The organism is Streptomyces sp. NPDC057137 (genome assembly GCF_042670825.1).
Lineage (GTDB): Bacteria > Actinomycetota > Actinomycetes > Streptomycetales > Streptomycetaceae > Streptomyces.
Genome location: NZ_JBHUUW010000013.1, coordinates 91,687 through 111,372 on the forward strand (window position 1 = coordinate 91,687; position 19,686 = coordinate 111,372).

Consider the following 19,686-nt stretch of genomic DNA (forward strand, 5'->3'; position numbering starts at 1 on the left):
AAGTGGTGTCGTAGGGAGTACTTCGCGGGTCAACGGGCACATGCCCTTCGACCCGAGCTGCGGCTCCCCCGCCGCAGAGTTCCAACGGCCCCACCGGTCCCCCCCCTGCCGGTGGGGCCGCCCCTTGTCCGGGGCGGCTCAGCGCTCCACGGAGATCCGTACGGGCCCGTCGCCGGCCCCTGCCCGTACCTGCTCGGTCCAGGCGGCGGACAGGCGCACCGTCCGGTTCGGGACCGCGCCCCGTACGAGCCGCTGCCGGTGCAGCACCCTGCCGTCCCGGCTGACGACCAGCGACGACCAGGGAGCGAGCTTGCTCTCCGTACGGAGGATGAAGCCGCCCGTCGCGACGCGCGGGTCCGCCGGATCGATCCGGTTGGGCGCGATCCACCGCAGGGGCGCCTCGACCTCGACCTGGACCGGCACCCGCGCGGCCGCCGGCCGGGCGCCGTCCGTCAGGTGGCGCAGTACGGGCCCGGCGGCCAGCAGACCCTCCCGCGCGGCCGTGTGCGCGGGCTCGACCCCGTGCAGCAGATTGCCCACGGCGAAGACCCCCGCCCGGTCCGTGCGGAACGAGCCGTCGACGGCCGGGCCCCGGGTACCGCCGTCGAGCGCGACGCCGCCCCGGCGGACCAGCTCGTGGTCGGGGATCCAGTCGCCGGTGAACACCACCGTGTCGCAGGCGACGGTCGTGCTCCGGCCGTCCGCCCGCCGCAGCGCCACCCCCGACAGCCGTCCCCGGCCGAGCAGTTCGCTCACGCGCGCTCCGACGAGCAGCGGGACGCCGCGCCGGAGCCGGGCGTCGAGCGCCGTGGCGGGGGAGACCTGGTGGTACGGCAGCTCCGTGACCATGGCCACCACCTCGACACCGGCCTCCCGCAGCGTCCGCACGGCGGAGTAGCTGACGGACTCGGCGCCCACGACGACCGCGCGCCGCCCGACGGGCCGGTGGTGGTGATGGACCGTCTGCTGAAGCTCACCCGTCGTGAACACCCCGGCGGGCCGGGTCCCCGGCACCAGCCGCGCGCTGCGGGGGCGTTCCCGCGCACCGGTGGCCAGGACGACGGCGCGCGCGGTGATCCGCTCCAGGCCGGCCGGGCTCGTGACATCGACCGTGAGTGAATCCGTCGACGTCATGTCCTCGCTCCAGCCGGTGACCGTGACGCCCGTACGCAGGGTCGCTCCGGCGTGGACGGCCGCGTCCGCCCAGTGGCGCGCGTAGGCCGGGCCGGTCATCGGCCGCCGGAGGTCCCGCAGCCCGAACCCGGAGTGGACGCAGTGCCGGAGGACACCGCCCGGCTCGGCCTCACGGTCGACGACCTCGACGCCGACGGGGCCGGCGGCGGGGCCGGTGGCGGCCAGCCGCGACGCCAGCGCCAGACCGGCCGGGCCGGCGCCGATCACGAGGACGTCGACGGCTCGCTGCTGCCGCCCGGGAGCGGGCGCGGGCGCGGATGTCGGCTGTTCGCTGTTCACCGTGCGGCCTCCGTGCCGGGCACCGACGTGTCGGCGCTCGACGAGTCGAACAGGGCGCGTACCTCGGCCCCGCAGTAGAACCCCTGGCACCGGCCCCCCAGCGCCCGGGTGCGCCGGCGCAGCCCCTCGGGCGAGGACGGCGGGATGTCGGCGGCGAACGCGTCCCGGATCTCACCCCGCGAGACCCGCTCGCAGTGGCACACGAGCGCCCCGTACTCGGGATCGGCCGCGATCAGGTCGGCCCGTCGGTACGGGCGGGGGTACGCCTCACCGAGGTTCGGCATCGTCACCGGTACGAGGTCGGTCGCCGCGCCGGTCTCGGCACCGGCCTCCGTCAGCAGCTCCACCACATGGGCGCCGATCGCCATCGACGCGGTCAGCCCGGTCGACCTGATCCCGCCCACCGCGACGTAACGCTGCTCCGGGTGCGAGCGGATCGCGTAGTCGCCGTGCTCGGTCGCCGCGCGCAGCCCCGCGTACACGGCGGTCACCTCCTCTTCGAGGAGGTCCGGCATGATGCGTCGGCCCTTCTCACGGAGGAACGCCAGCCCTTCGGCCGTCGAACCGGTCGCCCGCTTGTCGGTCAGGTCCTCGGCGGTCGGGCCGAGCATCACGTTGCCGTACACGGTCGGCGACACCAGGACGCCCTTGCCGGCCGCCGTGGGCACCGGCAGCAGGATATGACCGACCAACGGGCGCGCGAGCTTGTCGAAGACGATGAGCTGACCGCGCCGGGGCGTCACCGAGAAATCCGTGTGGCCGAGCAGCCGGTCGAACGCGTCGGCGTACAGGCCCGCCGCGTTGACCAGCCACCGGGTGCGCAGCGGCCCGCGCGCGGTCGCGAGCAGACGCGGCCCGTCGGGGGCGCCCTCGGTCACCTCGTGCACCCGGCAGTTGAGATGCAGGTCGACCCCGCTCCGTACCGCCTGGGTCGCGTACGCGAGCGTCGTTGTCCACGGGCAGATGATGCTCTCGTCCGGTACTTCGAGCGCGCCCAGGGCTCCCGGTCCCAGATGCGGCTCGCGTCGGCGGAGTTCGTCGGCGCCCACCGTACGGGTGCGCGGGCAACCGTTGCGCGCGGCCTTCCGGGCGAGGCCCGGGAGCGCGGCGAGCTGTTCCTCGTCCCAGGCGACGAGCAGGGCGCCGATCGGCTCGACCGGGATGCCGCACTCCTCGGCGTACGCGGCGAGCCGGGCCCGGCCCTCGCGTACGAGCCGGGCTTCGAGCGATCCCGGCACGGCGTCGAAACCGGTGTGCAGGATGGCGGTGTTCGCCTTCGACGTACCGTCGCCGACGTCGGCCGATGCCTCGACCAGGGCGGTACGCAGCGGATACCGGGCCAGCTCGCGGGCGATCGCCGCGCCGACGACCCCGGCGCCGACGACCACCACGTCGTACACCTCGTCCGGCAGCGGGCCCGAAACGGTGACGGTCATGCCGCGCCGTTCCGTCCGGCGCGTGGCATGGCGCCGACGAGCGCGTCCACCTCCGTACGGAAGACGCCCAGCCGCTCGGCGGCCTCGGCCGCCCCGATCCTCGGCTCGAAGACCTCCTTGGGCCGCCACCGGGGCGCGGCCCGCTCCACCGTCATGCCGGGGTCGAGCCCGAGCCGGGCGACGGCGCCCACCCCCAGCGCGGTGGCGTCGGGCAACGGGGAGATCTCGACGGGCAGTTGGAGCAGATCCGCCTGCGTCTGCATCAGCAGCCTCGACCGGGTCAGCCCGCCGTCGACACGCAGTGACTCCAGGGGCGTGCCGGTGTCCTCGGCCACCGCGTCCGCCAGCCCGACCACCTGCGCCGCGATGCCCTCGCACAGCGCCCGCACCAGATGCCCGGGGCCGGTCTCCAGACTGAGCCCCGTCATCGACCCCTTCGCGTCCCCGCGCCACCACGGCGCGGCGAGTCCGGCGAGCGACGGTACGAAGGTGACGCCCCCGCTGTCGGTGACGGACGAGCCCACCCGGTCGAGGTCCCCGGCGCCGGAGATCACACCGAGATCGCTCAGCCACCGCACGGCGGAGGCCGCCGTGTAGACCTGCCCGTCGAGGCAGTAGCTGGTACGACCGCCGAGCCGCCAGGCCACACAGCCGACCAGGCCGGTTCGGCTGCGCAGCGGTCGCGCGCCGGTCTGCGCGAGGAGGAACGCCCCTGTGCCGTAGGTGCACTTGGCCGTCCCCGGCTCGGTCACGTTCTGGGCGAGCAGCGCGGCCTGCTGGTCGACGAGCAGGCCCGTCAGCGGGATCGGGTCGCCGAAGGCCGTCGTGGTGCCGAACTGCCCGGCCGCGTCGACCACCTGAGGCAGCCGCTCGTCGCTCATACCGAATACGTCGAGCGCGGCGGGGGACCATTCGGCGGTGTCGAGGTCGAGCAGCTGGGTGCGCCCGGCCGTCGCGGCGTCGGTGAGATACGCGCCGGTCAGCTGGTGGACGAGCCAGGAGTCGGAGGTCGTGACGACGCCTTCGCGGGTCAGGTTCCGGCGGATCCACGCCATCTTCGGCGCGGCGAAGTACGGCTCCAGCGGCAGGCCCGTCAGCTCTCTCAACATCTCCGCGTGCGGGGCGAGTTCGGCGCAGACGGACGCGGCGCGCCGGTCCTGCCACACGACGGCGTCGGTGAGCGGCGCGCCGGTGTCGGGGTCCCAGGCGAGGACGGTCTCCCCCTGATTGGCCAGCCCGACCGCCGCGACGGGTTCACCGGCGTCGGCGAGCGCCCGGCGCCCCGCGTCGACGACCGAGGAGAGCAGCAGGGCGGGGTCGGCCTCGACCAGTCCGCCGGAGCCGTAGCGGGGAGGCGCCGGAGCGGAGCCGCTGCCGATCACCCCGCGCTCCGGACAGATCACCAGCGCTTTGGTGGACGAGGTGCCCTGGTCGACGGCGAGCACCGGCCGCGAGGCCGGGTCCGCGGCGCTGCCGGGGGAGTGCTGAACATTCGGCATGTCACATTTTTCACTCGAAGTACCGGTGATCGTCCGATCACTGAGCGAAAGGGTGGTGCAGCCTGCCTGCGACGTCAAGGTCACGACATGCACTCAGGGTTGCCTAAGATCAGCAAAGTGTTCAAAGGTCGTCGCAATGCCCCCTACACTGATCGCCGAGTAACAGCGGAGTGTCACTGAGTAGTGTGATTCTCAAGTACCGGGATGTGAACTACACCGGAAAGAGGCGGAGTTGCGGGAGAATCGGGCGGAGGGTCCGTGAGCGATCGCTTTCGTCCGCTCTATCACCCAGCAGGCCATGACAGTGAACTCCGAGCGGCCGTGCAGGAATTGCGGACCGGCCGCTGGCTGTCAATGCGTGACATGCTCGCCGGCACGCGTGGCTGGACCTTGTGGACCCAACGTACGCAGGTACTCGCCGCCGTCGCCGCGGGCTCGGACGCCGTACACACCTGGCTGACCGAGGAGCCGGACAGCACGGCGGCCGTCGTCATGCAGACGCGCGTCACGGTGGAGCGCGCCCTGCGCGCGCACCGCGAGGGCCACGCGCGTACGACCGACCTGTGGCAGCAGGCGTGGGAGGCGTGCGGTGACACGGCGCGGCTGGTGCCGGCCGACCCCGTCCCCTGGGTCTGTCTGCTCGCACTCGCCCAACTCGACGGCAAGCAGCGGATGGAGGAGAACCGGCTGGCGCCGCCGGGGCCGATGCTCTTCCCCGGCCCGTGGGCCCTGCTCGCCGAGGCCGACAAACGCGATCCGGGCAACCGCGAGGCGTACCACCGGATGCTCCAGTTCGTGTACGCCCGCAGGTCCGACGGCTCGCTGTCCGAGGCGGTCAACTTCGTCCAGTGGGCGGCCTCGTCGGCGCCCGAGGGGTCGGCGCTCCAGGCCCTGCCGCTGTTCGTGCGGGTCGAGCGGTACCGCAGGGAGGGCGGCAACGAGAAGGCGCTGGACCTGCATTGGGTCACCGAGGACGCCACCAGGGACGCCCTGCGGGCCCTGCACATCTGGTTCGACCGGTCCGAGCCCGCCGAGGCGTCGCTGCTCGACCTCAACTATCTGGCGCACGCCCTGTGGGGTTCGCTCCAACTGGCCGAGGCGGCGCGGGTGTTCGAGGCCCTGGGGCCGTACTACACCCCCCTGCCGTGGGCCTATCGGGCCCGAAGTCCGAACGACACCAGCCAGGTCGAGGAGGTGTTCGCCCGCGCCCGCGCCCGCTGCTTCACCGCCGCCGCCGATGAGCGGAAGTCGGATTCCTAGAGCCTGTCGGCACATCGGCTCTTCCGGCATCGGCTCTCCCGCCGGCCACGCCAGGTCCCCACCGCACATCCCCCTTTTCTCCTTGAATTCTCCGTACCCGGAGGTACTTCCATGTCCGTATCCCCACCGGTCTGGTCGAAATCGGAATCAGTTCCGCAGCAGGATGAAGAAGAACGGCTGAGGGAACTCGGCTATCAGCCCGTACTCGCCCGCAGGATGGGCGGTTTCGGCAATTTCGCGATCAGCTTCTCGGTGATCTCGATCCTTTCGGGATGTATGACCCTGTACGGCTTCGGGCTCATCACCGGCGGTCCCGCCGTGATGCTGTGGGGCTGGGTGGGTGTCGGACTCTTCGTGCTCTGCATAGGCATGGCGCTGGCAGAGGTGACCAGCGCCTATCCCACATCGGGCGCCCTCTACTACATGGCCGACCGGCTCGGCGGACGTAAGTGGGGCTGGTACACGGGCTGGTTGAACCTGCTCGGACTGCTGGGCGCGATCGCCGGAATCGACTACGGCGCGGCCCTGTTCACCGGCGCGTTCCTGAACCTCCAGTGGGGATTCGAGCCCACGCCCGGCTGGACCATGATCATATTCATGTGCATCCTGCTGCTGCACGCGACGCTGAACCTGTTCGGCGTCCGACTGGTCAGCGTGCTCAACTCGATCAGCGTCTGGTGGCACCTCGGCGGTGTCGCCCTGATCGTCGGCATCCTCGCGGTCGTCCCCAAGAACCACCAGTCGCCCGAGTTCGTCTTCACCCAGTTCGTCAACGAGACCGGCTGGGAGAACCCGATCTATGTCGCCGCGATCGGTCTGCTGCTCGCCCAGTACACCTTCTGCGGCTACGACGCGTCGGCCCATCTCTCCGAGGAGACGTCCAACGCCTCCGTCTCCGCCGCACGCGGCATCGTGCGCGCCATCTGGGTCTCCTGGATCGCCGGCTTCGCCCTCCTCGCCGGTCTGACCTTCGCCATCCAGGACTACGCGGCCACCAGCGGCGCGGCCGTGCCGCCCGCGCAGATCTTCATCGACGTCCTGGGGACCAACGGCGCCAGCGCGCTTCTGCTTGTCGTGATCGCGGCGCAGCTGTTCTGCGGCAACGCGGAGGTGGCCGCCGCCAGCCGCATGGTGTTCGCCTTCAGCCGCGACAACGCCCTGCCCGGATCGGCCCTGTGGCGGCGCGTCAGCAGCCGCACGCAGACCCCGGTGCCCGCGGTGTGGCTGTCGGTCGGCTTCGCCTGCGTGCTCGCCCTGCCGTCGCTGTACTCACCGACCGCGTACGGCGCCGTGACGGCGATCAACGTCATCGGCATCACGCCCGCCTACGCGATCCCGATCTATCTCAAGCTGCGCGCCGGCGACCGCTTCCAGCCCGGCCCCTGGTCGCTGGGCCGCTGGAGCAAGCCCATCGGCTGGATCGCCGTCGTCTGGGTCGCGATCGTCACCGTGATCTTCTGCCTGCCGCAGAAGAACCCGGTCACCACGGACACCATGAACTACGCCGTGATCGCGCTGGCCGTCGTGCTGGCCCTGGCCACGGCCTGGTGGTACGCGGCGCGGGGCTCGTACAGCACCCCGCAGTCGTACGGCAGCGCCCGCGAGCAGTCGGAGATCTCCGAGGGGATCGTGTAGCGCGACATCGCGCGAGGCCGTCACGAGGCCATCGCCACCAAGAATCACCAACACGAACACGAACACGAACACGAACACGATCACGTCCTCGGTACGGAGGCGGCGCCGACCTCGCCTCCGTACCGAGGACGTTCGTCAGTTCTCCCGAAGGAACTTCCCGGCCAGCTCGCCACCCAGCTTCACCGCGGCGGACCGGCTCTCGATCGGCGTGACCCTGGAGTTCTTGAACAGGATGTAGGTCACCCCCGAGGGCACTCCGCCCCGTGCCGGGTCGGGGTCGATCCCCAGCGAGCGCGCGGCGGCGTACGACGCCTCCCCGACGAGCCCGACAGGGCCGGTGTCGCCCACCACCGCGTACTCCACCCGGTCCTTGTGCACGACGGCCGCGACACCCCCGCCCCGGATGCCGGACGAGCGGTAGTCCCAGACCTCGCTCGGCGCGGGCACCACGATGTACGGCAGTTTCTCCGCGTTCAGCGGCTTGCCGTTCGACTGGTGGAAGGCCGTGTCCCCGTGGAACCAGGGGTCGGTCCCCTTGTTGCACCGGTCGGTGACCTGGCCGTCGCAGTCGATGTCCAGGTCGGCCTTCCAGAACACGGCGCCCTTCGTGCCGCACACGGGGATGTCGGCGGGCTTGCCCTGGTCGGTCCGGTACAGGCCCTTCGAGACACGTGCGCAGCCCTCGACCTTCGCCCGCAGGGCGTCCGCCGTGACCGGACCGTCGAGCCGGAACGAGCCCGCGGCGGCCGGCGGCCCCGGCGCCCCGCCCCGTGGCGCGGGAGGCGGCGGCAGGTGCGTCGTGTCGAGCGCCGCGGCGGGGTGCGCGGAGGCGGGCAGCGCTGACGCGGTGAGCAGGACCGCGACGGCGGCGGCGTAGATGTGCGATCTGTGGTGCACGGAGGTGTCTCCCTTTCCGGACTGCCGGATCTCTGCGGGCGGGCGCTACTTCTCGACGGCGCCCTTGTCGCCCTTGTCGCTCTCGTGGCCCTCACGGCCCTCGTCGTCCGCGCGGCTCTCTATGTACAGAGCCAGCCGGCCGAGAAAGATCCGCTGCCCCGTCACCAGCAGCTCCACGGCGTCCTCCAACGGGACCCAGTCGAGTCGGTCGAGCTCCGGGAACTCCCGCTCCACTCCCGACCCTCGCGGCCACTCCATGGTGAACGTGCCCGGTACGGCGACGGCGGGATCGAAGTCCGCCTCGATCGCCCATACGGTGACGGTCTTGCCGCCCGACTGACGGGTCTCGCCCAGCGGCTGCCGGCGCCCCTCGGGCGGCGGGTGGCCCACTTCCTCCTGGAACTCCCGGTCGGCCGCGTCCTCGGGCGTCTCGTCGGGGCCGTACTCACCCTTGGGGATCGACCACGCGGCCCTCGTACGCCCCGCCCAGAAGGGGCCGCCCATGTGCCCGATGAGCACGTCGGTGCCGGTGTCCGTGACCCGGTACAGGAGGAGTCCGGCGCTTCGCTTCCCTGACATCACGTCAGTCTGTGCGGGGTCGTACGGGGCCGCCATCGGGGGAGCGCATGCGGGGCAGCCCAAGCCGCTCGGCGGCGCTCGAAGGCGTTCAAAGGTAAAGGGGAGGTAATGGGAACGTAATGGGAGTCTCGGCGCGTTAGGGGGGTAGACGTAGTCCGAGGCCCTGCAGCGGGGCCGTCGGTGTCATCGAAGCGCAGGAGACGGCATGCCCGGAATCATCGACCGCATCAAGGCCTTCACCCGTAGTCCGCAGGGGCGCCGTGTGATCGGTCAGGCGCGCGCGGCCTCGTCGGACCCGAGGAAGCGCGAGCAGGCCCGCCGCCTGTTCGGCAAGCTGCGTGGCGGCAGGCGCTGACCCGGTAGAGGCCACACAGGCCACACAGTCCGGCACAGACCACGGCCCCCCGGAGACCACGGCCCGGCAGGGACCGGAGCCCGGCACAGACCGCAGTGGGTACCCGCGCAGGGCGTGGCCCGGCCTCGTAGAGAGGCCGGGCCACGCCTGCGGCGACCTGTTCCGGGTACGGCGCCTCGGAACAGATGCCGCGTCAGGGGAACTGCACCACGACCGAGGGGATGGTCGACGTCCCGGACGTGGGTTCGCCGATGTCGTTGATCACCCGCTCGTACTGGCCCTGTCCGCCGAGCGAGACCACCAGCAGATGGTGGAACTTCACGCCCGGTTTGACCGGTGCCTGGAATCCGTTGTGCTGCTGGATCGTGGGATCGACGTTGTAGTAGCAGTAACTGCCCATCCCCCAGCCCTCGTGCTGTTCGACCGAGTCGTCGACCCGGTAGGCGGCGTAGCCCTTGGTGCCGCCGTTCTGGATGGCGGCCTGGTTGGGCGCGTCGTACGCCTTCTCGTTCTGGAAGAAGATCGTCCGGCCGCGTTCGCCGTACCACTCGACGTCGTATTTGTTGAAGTGTTCGACGAACAGGCCGGTGGCCAGGACGTCGTCGCCGTTCACGCGTACACCGAAGTCGGCCCTGTTGGTCTCCCAGCCGACCCCTTCACCGTGGTCCGCCCGCCACACCCAGGTGTGGTCGACGATGGTGTCGTCGCTGTTGATGACCATGCTGGTGGTCGCCTTGCCGGGACCGGCTCCACCGATGCGGATGAAGACGTCCTGGACCGTGGTCGGATTGGCGGCGTGGTCGGCCGACGATCCCTCGGGCCCGACCTCCAGCAGCGTCTCGGAGTTGACCGGACCGGCGTCGATCAGGAAGCCGGCCAGCTTCACCCCGTCCACGTCGGCGACCTTCATCGCCGTCACCCCGTTGTCCGGGATGACCGTGGCGAGTCCGAGACCCAGGACGACGGTGTCGGCCCGGTTCACGTTGATCGTCTCGTCCACGTGGTAGACGCCGGGCGTGAACAGCAGGTTGAGCCCCTGGTCGAGCGCGGCGTTGATGGTCTGCGCCGTCGCGCCCGGCTTGACCACGTAGAACTGGTTCAGGTCGATCGACGAGCCCGCGGGCGCGCCGCTGTCCCAGGTCACCCCGCGCGCGTTGGTGCGCTTCTCGGGGACGAACACCTTGTAGGTGTCGCCGTCCAGATAGAGGAACGGCTTCTCGCGGGAGGTGGGGGTGGTCTCCAGCGTGGTGTACGGCGGGTCCGGGAAGGACTGCGCGGGCGCGCCCTCCACGCCGGAGAACGTCATGTTCCACACGGCGTTCTGCCAGCCGCCGACCGAGCTGTCGCGGGTGTACCACTGCTGCTGGGAGTACGGTCCCACGGAGCCGTCGATCTTGCTGTCGGCGATGTAGCCGCCGCTGGCCCAGCCGTAACCGTCGGGGGCCAGGTTCAGCCCGCCCTTGACGTGCATACGGCGGAACGGCGCGGCCTGCGAGACGGCCCAGCGGTTCGTCCCGTTCACCGGGTTGAGCGACAGGTTCTCGGCCGAACGCCAGAAGTTCTGGGTCGCGTTGCCGTTGAACCAGCCGGCGTCCACGGTCACGTCGCCGTTGATGTTCACGTCGTCGGGCGAGAGCCCGAGACCCGACACCGAGGTGTAGAAGCCGAGTTGGGCGTTGAGCCCGTTGTACGTCCCCGGCTTGAACAGGAACTGGTAGCGGCCGGAGCCGAACTGGGCCGACTCCTGCTGCTTGAAGACCTCGTCGAGCTTGCCCTGGATGTTGGGCGTCGAAGGGTCGAACACGATCACGTTGGAGCCGAGATCGCCGCCGCCCTCGATCGGGTCGGCGTGCGCGGGGCTGCTCGGGACGAAGGCCAGCAGGGTCGCGGCCAGGGTGGCGGCGAGCGTCGCCGCCAGTCCGCGGCGGGACGGCGGTGAGGCGCCGCGGAACGCCGGAGAGCCGATGGGGGGAGCGTGCACGGGCATCTCTCCTGTGTCGTGAACGGTGGGGGGAACGCTCGAAGAGCCCTCCGCGAATCATGAGAGAGCGCTCTCTGAGTGCACGGCTGATGCTGCTCCGCTGTTTCGTACACGTCAAGAGTTGTGAACAGATGGACCGTCACGGGTTCAGTTGTGAACAACAAGTGACCGCCGCCGAGTTGGGCCCGGCGGCGGTCACTCGGCACGAACGAGAAGGGCTCAGGAGGACGCCGAACGACTCAAGGCCGCGGAACCGCGGCTCAGACCAGTTGCCAGAGATGGTCGTCCGTGCCGTTGTCCTCGAACTGCACCACCTGCGCGCTGTTCGTCGTCGACATCCCGTCGACGCCCAGCACCTTCCCGCTGTGCCGGTTGAGGATCAGTGACCAGCCCTCGCCCCGGTCGACCAGCTGCCAGAGATGGTCGCCGCTCCCGTCGTCGTCGAACTGGACGACGCGCGCGCTGTTCGCCGTCGACCTGCCCTCGGCCCCGATGATCTTCCCGCTGTTGCCGTTACGGATCAGGAACCAGCCGCCGCCCGCCGGAGCCAACTGCCAGGCGTGGTCCGCCGTCCCCGTGTTGTCGAACTGCACGACCCGCCCGCCCGCGTCCAGGGACATCCCGTCGACACCGAGCACCTTGCCGCTGTGCTTGTTCCGTACGCGGCGGTACGGCGGCTCCGCCGTCCAGGCCCGCCCGCCGGGCGACGCGGTCGGGAAGGCGGTGATCCGCAGCCGGGCCGCGCCCATCGGGATGAGCGTCACCGGCTCGGGCGGCGCCGTGCTGCGGGCCGGGCTGTCCTGGAGGGGGGCGACGACGCGCTGTTCGTCGGCCACCCACTCCTCGATGCGGCGTGCCGATGTGGTGATCCGTACCGGCGACCCCTCATGGGTGAAGGGATTCGCGGCGAGCGGTCCGCTGTCCGCCGTGAACCGCAGTCCGCGGAGCGGGTCGGGCGCGAGGCCGACGTTCCACGGGGTGGTGGGGTGCACCGACAGTTCGGGGAAGTCCTCGGTGCCCGCGTACCGTTCGTACCGCTCGCCGATCTTGAGGGAGTACGTGAGCGGTCCGTGGTCCACGCTGACGGAACCGTGGTTGTCGTCCCACGTCCGCACGGTGGTGCGCTGCGGCAGCCGCAGGGTCACCCGGTCGCCGTCGCGCCACTCGCGCTCGACCTTGACGAACCGAGGCCCGCCGCGAGCGGCCACGCGCCGCCCGGCGACGGTGAGTTGGGGGTCCGCGCACCAGCCGGGGATCCGCAGGTAGAGCGGGAAGGTGATACGCCGGGGGGTATTGACGGTGAGGGTGACGGTCTCCTTGAACGGGTAGTCCGTGTCCTCCGTGACCGTGACCTCCGTGCCGTCGGCGACCTTCGCGCGCACCTGGCTCGGCGCGTACATCGCGGCCGCGAGGCCCCGGTCGGGGGTGGCCAGCCACAGCTCCTCGGTGAAGTAGGGCCAGCCCATGCCGTAGTTGTGCGGGCAGCAGCGGTAGGGGACGATGCCCGGCTTGTACGCCTGCATGGCGAAGCCGTTCTGGAACTGGCCCTGGTTCTTGGCGGTGTTGTCGAGCTCGACGCTGTTCGCGCTGGTGATGTAGTGGATGCCCCTGCCCTGCGGGTCGGTGGCCGCCGGCAGCAGGTTGAAGGCCAGCTCCTCGCACCGGTCGGCCCACACCGGGTCGCCGGTGATCCGGGTGAGTAGTTCGTGGCTGGCCATGAACTCGACCGTGCCGCAGGTCTCGAAGCCCTGCCGGGGGTCGTCGAAGCCGGGGCGGGAGTTCTCGTCACCGGCGAAACCGCCGCCGGGGAACTGCCCGTACGTGCCCATGACGGAGGCGTAACTCCGGTACGTGGCACGGGTCAGCTCCGCCGAGCCGGACCGCAGCGCGTACTGGGCCGGCTCGCGGAAGCCCTGCGCGATGTTGACGTTGTGCAGGTCGGGGAAGTTGTCCACCCAGTTGGCGCCGTGGGTGTGCATCTTGTCGGCGAGGTCGAGGAGGAAGGACTCGCCGGTGCGGTTGTAGAGCCAGAAGACGATGTCGAGACCGTCGCCCCAACGCTTGGACACCCAGCTGGAGTTGAAGGCGCCGGGCCCCTGCGCGTTCATGTAGCGCAGGAACGGGACGGCGAACGGCACGATGCGCTCGTCCCCGGTGAACTCCTCGTGCGAGCGCAGCGCCTGAAGGAGCGGCAGATACGGCCAGAAGTCCGGTCCGCCGTTCAGCGCCGTACGCAGCCGGGTGGGACCGAAGAATCCGTCGGGCTGCCGGGTGGCGAGGATCGCGTCGATCCAGCGGCGGGCGGTGGCGAGGGCCGCCTCGTCGCCGGTGAGGGCGGCCAGGTCCACGTAACCGCGCAGCCAGTAGGTGACTTCCTCCCAGCCGGCCTTCTCCGGGTGCACCCAGCCGGAGTCGTCGAACCGCAGGAAGTGCGAGACCTCGGCGTACCGGCCGAACAGCCCGTCGAGCAGCAGGCGCAGCTGGCCGGTGAGCCAGCCGCGTGGGGTGACGCTGCCCAGCGGCAGCTTCTGGAAGGCGGTGGGGGCGAGCGGCGCGGCGTTCGGCGTGTACCAGCCGCCGCGCGCCGGCGGTACGGCGGCGGCCGTCGGCGCCAGTGGCCCCAGCAGGCCCGCACCACCGATCGCGAGGGCGCCGGTGCCGAGGAAGTGTCGTCGGTCGAGCGTCATCGGGTCTCCCGTCCACGAGCATCGACAGAGGTCTGTGAAACAAGGCTGTGCAGCAAAGACGTGCAGCAAGGCCCTGCAACGAGGCTGTACATCGAGGCTGTACAACGTTGGAAAGAGCAGCAGTTGGCATCACAGCACGGCGCCCTCGTGGTGTCCAGGTACATGACACGGCGAGGGCGAAGCGGCTCAGGCGTCAGGCGTCAGGCGGGACGTTCTGCGAGGAGATGTGAGGAAAGTTAGGCTTCTTACACAATCTCTACTCCCGGAGCGGGCACATGGCAGGACGGAACCGCCCGGCCATCGGTGCGGACAAGCGGCTCGCCCTGAACCGTATGGGCAGTTTCGACTGGGACCTGATGCGCAGGACCCTCGATCTCGATGCGGCGGGGCTGGCTGTGTTCGACCTGCGCCCGGGGGAGTACGACGGATACCCCGAGTCCCTGAGCGAGCGCGTCCCTCCTGAGGAGGGCCTGCGCCTCGACGCCACCGTGGACCGGGCGATCCGCACCGGACGGACGTCGTACGGCGCGTACTTCCAGGTCACCCGCCGTAACGGAATCCGCCAGTGGACCCATGTCCGGGCCCGTATCCTGCGGGACGACCGGGGATCCCCGCACCGCATCATCGGCATCGTCCGCAACGCGACCACCGAGCTGACCGAATTCGCCGAGATCAGCCCCCAGGAAGCCGGCCGACGACGGCTGACCACCATGGTCCAGGGCACCACCGAGGCCCTTTCCCACGCGGTCACCGTCGATGACGTCATCGCCGTCCTGAGTGACGCCGGCGGCCTGGAGCGCTTCGGCGCCGACGGGCTGGCGCTCGGTCTCGTCGACGGCGGCTCCGTCAGACTCGTGGCCGTGTCCGGAGAGTCCCTGGAGGCGCCGGGGGAGCGGCCCGTCGCCCCGCTGGACGACGCCATGCCGCTCGCGCGGGCGGCCCTCACCCAGCGTGCCCGCTTCTCCACGTCGCTCCCCGAAGTCCCCGAAGTCGCCGACCTCCCCGGACTCGCCGACCCCTCCGGTCTCGCCGACCTCTCCGACGGCGCGACCCGGCCGCGCCCGTACGCCGACGGACACGGCTTCGACGCGGCGGCCTTCCTCCCGCTCGTCGCGCAGGCGCGCTCCGTCGGCGGTCTCGCGCTCTTCTACCGGGGCCGCACCCACTTCACGGCCGAGGACCGCAACGTCTGCCTCGGACTGGCCGGCATCGTCGCCCAGTCGCTCCAGCGCGCGATCCTCTTCGACCAGGAGCGGGAATTCGCCACCGGGCTTCAGTCGTCCATGCTGCCGCGCGACATCCCCGCCTTCACCGGCGTCGAGATAGCGGTGCGCTACCACGCCGCCTGGAGCGGCAGAGAGGTCGGCGGCGACTGGTACGACGTGATCGCCCTGCCACGCGGCCGGGTCGGCGTCGTCGTGGGCGACGTCCAGGGACACGACACACACGCCGCCGCGGTCATGGGCCAGCTGCGGATAGCGCTGCGCGCCTTCGCCGGCGAGGGCCATCCGCCGGCGACCGTACTCGCGCGGGCCTCCCGGTTCCTGGTGGAGCTGGACACCGAGCGCTTCGCCACCTGCACCTACGCACAGCTCGACCTGTCCACCGGAGCCGTACGCGCGGTACGCGCCGGACATCTCGGCCCGCTCGTGAGGCACGCCGACGGCAGAACCGGCTGGCCCAATCTGCGCGGCGGACTGCCCCTCGGCCTGGCCACCGACTTCGGGCAGGAGGACTTCCCCGAGACCCGGCTCGACCTGGTGCCCGGCGAGACCTTCGTGCTCTGCACCGACGGTCTCGTGGAGGAGTCCGGGCTCGACATCGAGGACGGCATGGCGGAACTCGCCCATGTCGTGCGCACCGGCCCCGGCCGCGCGAGCGCGCTCGCCGACCATCTCGCCGACCGGCTGTGGCACCGCTGGGGGACCGGCGACGACGTCGCGCTGCTCGTCCTGCACCGGGCACCCGACCCCGGCACCCGCCAGGCGCCCCGCATCCACCAGTACATCCACCAGGCCGACCCGGAGGGCCTGGCCGAGACCCGCGCCGTGCTGCGCCAGGCACTGGAGGACTGGAACCTGGCCACCCTGGTGGACGACGTACAACTGGCCGCCGGAGAGCTGCTGGTGAACGTGCTGCTGCACACCGAGGGAGGCGCCGTCCTCACCCTGGAAGTCGTACCGGGACCGGTACGACGGGTCCGGCTCTGGGTGAAGGACCGCTCCAGCGCCTGGCCGCGCCGACGGTGGCCGGGCGAGTCGGCGACATCGGGGCGCGGGCTGCTGCTGGTCGACGCGGTATCGGCACGGTGGGGGGTGGAGCCGCGCGGGGACGGCAAGGCGGTCTGGTGCGAGTTCACCCCACCGGAGCGGCGGGCCGCCTGAGGGCCTGGCACGCAGGGTCCGGCCCGGCCGGGCCCTGCGGCGGGCGCGGGCAGCTCGTGGGGCGGGGACAATGGGGTCGTGACCTACCGCTACGACGTACTCGGCACGACCAGGGCCTTCGGCCCGGACGGCGCCGAGGTGCCGATCAGTGGCGCGAGGATGCGCGCGCTGCTCGTCGCGCTCGCCGCCGCCGGTGGCCGTACGGTCTCCGGCGACCGGCTGGCCGCCCAGGTGTGGGACGACGCGCGGGAGCCGCCCGCCGACGAGGCCGCCGCGCTCCAGGCCCTGATCGGGCGACTGCGCAGGGCACTGGGCGGCGGCGCGATCGACTCGGTCCCCGGCGGCTACCGGCTGACGGCGGAGCGCGACGACATCGACCTGTTCCGCTTCGAACGGCTCGCGGCCGAAGGGGCGTCGGCGCTCGACGGTGGCGACGGCGCCCGCGCCGCCGCCCTGCTGGACGAGGCGCTGGCGCTGTGGCGCGGGCCGGCCCTCGCGGATCTGCCGGGCGGTGACACCGACCCCCTGGCCGTACGCGCGCGGCAACGGCACACCGAGGCGCGCCGCACCCGGCTGACGGCCGACGTCCTGCTCGGCCGCCCCGAGCGCGCCCTGCCGGGGCTCGCCTCGCTGGCCGCCGAGTCACCGCTGGACGAACCGCTGCAGGCCACGAGGATCGAGGCGCTTCGCTCGGCGGGGCGCCGGGCCGAAGCCCTTGAGGCGTACGAGGAGGTACGCGCCCTGCTGGCCCACCGTCTCGGCACGGGGCCGGGCAAGGAACTGCGCGCCCTGCACGCGGAGTTGCTGTCGGACGACGCGACCGACGCCCGGCTCCACCAGGCCGACGCCCCGAGCCTCCCGACCACCGCCGTCCCCGGCAATCTCTCCGCCCGGCTCACCTCCTTCGTCGGGCGGGAGTCCGAACTGGACCTGCTCCCGGTCGAGTTGCGCGCCCACCGCCTCATGACACTCACCGGGCCCGGCGGCGCCGGCAAGACCCGGCTCGCCTTCGAGACCGCCGAGAGCGCGGCGCGGACGAGCGGTCACTGGCCGGACGGTGTCTGGGTCGCGGAACTCGCCTCCGTACGAGAGCCCGCCGCCGTGGCCGAGGCCGTACTGACCGCGCTCGGCGCCCGCGAGACGGCGGTGCGCGGCCCCGGTGGCGCGGAGGGCGCCGTGCCCGACCCGCTCGCCAGGCTCGTCGAACACTGCGGCTCCCGGCGCCTGTTGATCGTGCTCGACAACTGCGAGCAGGTGATCGACGCCGCGGCCGAACTGGCCGAGACCGTCCTCACCCGCTGCCACCACGTGACCGTCCTGGCCACCAGCCGTGAACCGCTGGGTGTGCGCGGCGAGTTCCTGTACGGGGTCGGCCCGCTGGGACCGGGCGCGGCGCTGCGCCTGCTCGGCGAACGCGGCGCCGCAGCCCGGCCCGGTTTCCGTACGGACGACGACGCGGCGGCCTGCGAGGAGATCTGCCGCAGACTCGACGGACTGCCGCTCGCCGTCGAACTGGCCGCCGCCCGGCTGCGGTTGCTCACCCCGCGTCAGCTCGCCGACCGGTTGGACGACCGTTTCCGGCTGCTGGGCGCGGGCAGCGGCAGCCGGACCGTACTGCCGAGGCAGCAGACCCTGCGTGCCGTCGTGGACTGGTCGTGGGAGCTGCTGACGGAGACCGAACGGGCGGTGCTGCGCAGGCTCTCCGTCTTCGTGGGCGGCTGCGCGCCGGGCGAGGCCGAGGAGGTCTGCGCCGACGGCGACGTACCGGTCTTCGAGGCACTCGCCTCCCTGGTCGACAAGTCGCTTCTCGTCGCCGTGCCCGGCGGCCCGGACGGCATGCGCTACCGGCTGCTGGAGACCGTCGCCGAGTACGCGGCCGGGCGGCTGGACGAGTCGGGCGAGCGGGTGGCCGTCGAGCTACGCCATCTGCGCGCCTACCGCGAACTGGTACGCGTCGGTGAACCCGAGCTGCGCGGCCCCCGACAGGCGTACCGGCTCGCGCAGTTCGAGCGGGAGCACGACAACGTACGGACCGCGCTGCGCACCGCGCTCCACCACGACGACGTACCGTCGCGCGAACAGGACGCGCTGTGTCTCGTGCTCTCCATGAGCTGGTTCTGGCAGCTTCGCGGCCATCAGCGGGACGCCCGCGACTGGTCCACGGCCGTCACCGCCCTGGGGCCCGACCCGTTCGAGGCGCCGGTCCGTCCCGCCGTACCGCTCGCCGATCCGTGCATCGACCTCTCGCCGCCCTGGTCCGAGGAGCAGGTGTGGGAGGCCCGGCGCGGTGTGCGGCTGCTGAGGTTCGCGAGCGGCGCGGGCATGGGCGGCGACGAGAGCGAGGGCGGGGGCGAGGGCGGGGGCGGGGGCGGTGGTGACGGCGGCGGCCAGGTATGGGGAAGCGCCGGCACCCGCGCACACCTGGCCCGGATCGTGGCCGCCTACCGCGCCGACCTGCCCCAGGTCTGCCGGCAACCCGGTGTCATGTGGTTCTTCGCCGGGCTGCTCGTCGGCGAGTGGCGGAGCATGGGCCAGACGCTGGACGCCCTGGTGGACGCCTGCCGCGCCCGGCCCGGCCGGGGCTGGGACCTCGGCCTCGCGCTCACGCTGCGGGGAAGAATGCTCGACCCCGGGCCCGGCAACGAGGACCGGGCGGCGCGGGACGCCGACGAGGCGGTGTCGCTGCTCGAACGGACCGGTGACGTGGTGATCCTCGCCGAATCCCTGTCCGCCCGGGGCGAGTCGTTCGAGCGGCGGGGCCGCTACGAGGAGGCCGCGGCGGACTTCGAGCGGGCCATGGAGGGCTGTGCGCGTATCGGCATGGCCACCCAAGTGTCGCTGTTCAAGGCGCGGTTGGCCTCCGTACGGCTGGAGGCGGCCACCGGCCCGGCCGCGGAGGAGGCCGCCGAGCTGCTGCTGCGTGAAGCGGTCGAGGAGTCCCGCGGTCACGCGGGACGCACGGGCGGGACGGCCCGGCTGCTGCTCGCCGGACGCTACGGCCGCACCGGACGTACCGCCCTCGCGCGGGACCAACTGACCACGCTGGAAGAGGAACCGGGCTTCGGGGATCACGGCCTCCAGGTGGGTCTCACCGAAGGACTGCACGGCTGGCTCGACTGCCTCGACACCGAGTACGGGCGTGCGTTGGGTCATCTGCGCGAGTCGGTACGCCTGTTGGACAGTCTGGCGCACCTTGTCGCACCGCAGCTGATCGTCAGTCAGTTCCTCTGCGCCGCGTGGGCGAAGACCGGGACCGGCGAAGCGACCGACGGCGCACGGCTGTTGGGTGCGTACACCCGGAACACCGGGCTCGCCGAGAGGTTCCTCTTCCATCCCTATCCGGCCGGCTACGAGAGGGAGATCGCCCGGCGGGCGGAGGACGAGGTCCGGGCCGCGCTCGACCCGGACACCTGGGCCGACGCGTACGCCGAAGGCGGTGCCCTCTCCGTGAAAGAGGCCGCCACCCTGATCTGACGGCGACCGGCTCGGCGGGCAGTTGT

General features: G+C 71.7%; 12 protein-coding genes. 5 read left to right on the top strand and 7 right to left on the bottom strand.

The window, feature by feature from the left end:
• Positions 1 to 138: 138 nt before the first annotated feature.
• Genes ACFT9I_RS14075 through ACFT9I_RS14085 form a run of 3 tightly spaced genes read right to left on the bottom strand, consistent with a single transcriptional unit; the run spans position 139 to position 4,408 of the window.
• Positions 139 to 1,473, bottom strand: a complete 1,335-nt coding sequence (locus ACFT9I_RS14075) for an NAD(P)/FAD-dependent oxidoreductase (RefSeq protein ID WP_382563938.1) — start codon at positions 1,471 to 1,473, stop codon at positions 139 to 141.
• Positions 1,470 to 2,909, bottom strand: a complete 1,440-nt coding sequence (locus tag ACFT9I_RS14080) for an NAD(P)/FAD-dependent oxidoreductase (RefSeq protein ID WP_382563941.1) — start codon at positions 2,907 to 2,909, stop codon at positions 1,470 to 1,472. Before ACFT9I_RS14080 ends, ACFT9I_RS14075 begins: the two co-directional genes overlap by 4 nt.
• Positions 2,906 to 4,408 (bottom strand): FGGY family carbohydrate kinase, encoded by a 1,503-nt coding sequence (locus ACFT9I_RS14085; protein ID WP_382563943.1) that lies wholly within the window; start codon positions 4,406 to 4,408, stop codon positions 2,906 to 2,908. The genes ACFT9I_RS14080 and ACFT9I_RS14085 overlap by 4 nt, the downstream gene beginning before the upstream one ends.
• A gap of 363 nt (positions 4,409 to 4,771) precedes the next feature.
• Here ACFT9I_RS14085 and ACFT9I_RS14090 point away from each other — a divergent pair, with 363 nt between their 5' ends.
• Together ACFT9I_RS14090 and ACFT9I_RS14095 are read left to right on the top strand one after the other, a co-directional pair.
• Positions 4,772 to 5,668, top strand: coding sequence for a hypothetical protein (locus ACFT9I_RS14090; RefSeq protein ID WP_382563945.1), 897 nt, complete (start codon positions 4,772 to 4,774; stop codon positions 5,666 to 5,668).
• Positions 5,669 to 5,779: 111 nt separating this feature from the next.
• The gene (locus tag ACFT9I_RS14095; RefSeq protein ID WP_382563946.1) at positions 5,780 to 7,303 is read left to right on the top strand and encodes an amino acid permease; all 1,524 of its coding nucleotides are present in this window, start codon (positions 5,780 to 5,782) and stop codon (positions 7,301 to 7,303) included.
• A gap of 135 nt (positions 7,304 to 7,438) precedes the next feature.
• Here the strand turns inward: ACFT9I_RS14095 and ACFT9I_RS14100 are convergent, their stop codons facing one another.
• Positions 7,439 to 8,200, bottom strand: a complete 762-nt coding sequence (locus ACFT9I_RS14100) for a glycoside hydrolase family 75 protein (protein ID WP_382563948.1) — start codon at positions 8,198 to 8,200, stop codon at positions 7,439 to 7,441.
• Positions 8,201 to 8,245: 45 nt separating this feature from the next.
• Entirely contained in the window at positions 8,246 to 8,779 is a 534-nt protein-coding gene (locus ACFT9I_RS14105; RefSeq protein WP_382563950.1) for an NUDIX domain-containing protein, read from the bottom strand.
• Positions 8,780 to 8,984: 205 nt separating this feature from the next.
• Between ACFT9I_RS14105 and ACFT9I_RS14110 the strand changes: the two genes are divergently transcribed.
• Positions 8,985 to 9,134 (top strand): hypothetical protein, encoded by a 150-nt coding sequence (locus tag ACFT9I_RS14110; RefSeq protein WP_382563952.1) that lies wholly within the window; start codon positions 8,985 to 8,987, stop codon positions 9,132 to 9,134.
• A 193-nt stretch (positions 9,135 to 9,327) separates the two neighbouring features.
• Here ACFT9I_RS14110 and ACFT9I_RS14115 read toward each other — a convergent pair whose 3' ends face one another.
• Together ACFT9I_RS14115 and ACFT9I_RS14120 are read right to left on the bottom strand one after the other, a co-directional pair.
• Positions 9,328 to 11,115, bottom strand: a complete 1,788-nt coding sequence (locus ACFT9I_RS14115) for a coagulation factor 5/8 type domain-containing protein (RefSeq protein WP_382563954.1) — start codon at positions 11,113 to 11,115, stop codon at positions 9,328 to 9,330.
• A gap of 260 nt (positions 11,116 to 11,375) precedes the next feature.
• A complete protein-coding gene (locus ACFT9I_RS14120; RefSeq protein ID WP_382563956.1) occupies positions 11,376 to 13,802 on the bottom strand; it encodes a beta-L-arabinofuranosidase domain-containing protein in 2,427 nt (808 codons plus the stop codon).
• A gap of 275 nt (positions 13,803 to 14,077) precedes the next feature.
• Here ACFT9I_RS14120 and ACFT9I_RS14125 point away from each other — a divergent pair, with 275 nt between their 5' ends.
• Together ACFT9I_RS14125 and ACFT9I_RS14130 are read left to right on the top strand one after the other, a co-directional pair.
• Positions 14,078 to 16,186 (top strand): SpoIIE family protein phosphatase, encoded by a 2,109-nt coding sequence (locus ACFT9I_RS14125; RefSeq protein WP_382563958.1) that lies wholly within the window; start codon positions 14,078 to 14,080, stop codon positions 16,184 to 16,186.
• Positions 16,187 to 16,264: 78 nt separating this feature from the next.
• Positions 16,265 to 19,660, top strand: a complete 3,396-nt coding sequence (locus ACFT9I_RS14130; protein ID WP_382563960.1) for a BTAD domain-containing putative transcriptional regulator — start codon at positions 16,265 to 16,267, stop codon at positions 19,658 to 19,660.
• The last annotated feature ends 26 nt before the right edge of the window (positions 19,661 to 19,686 follow it).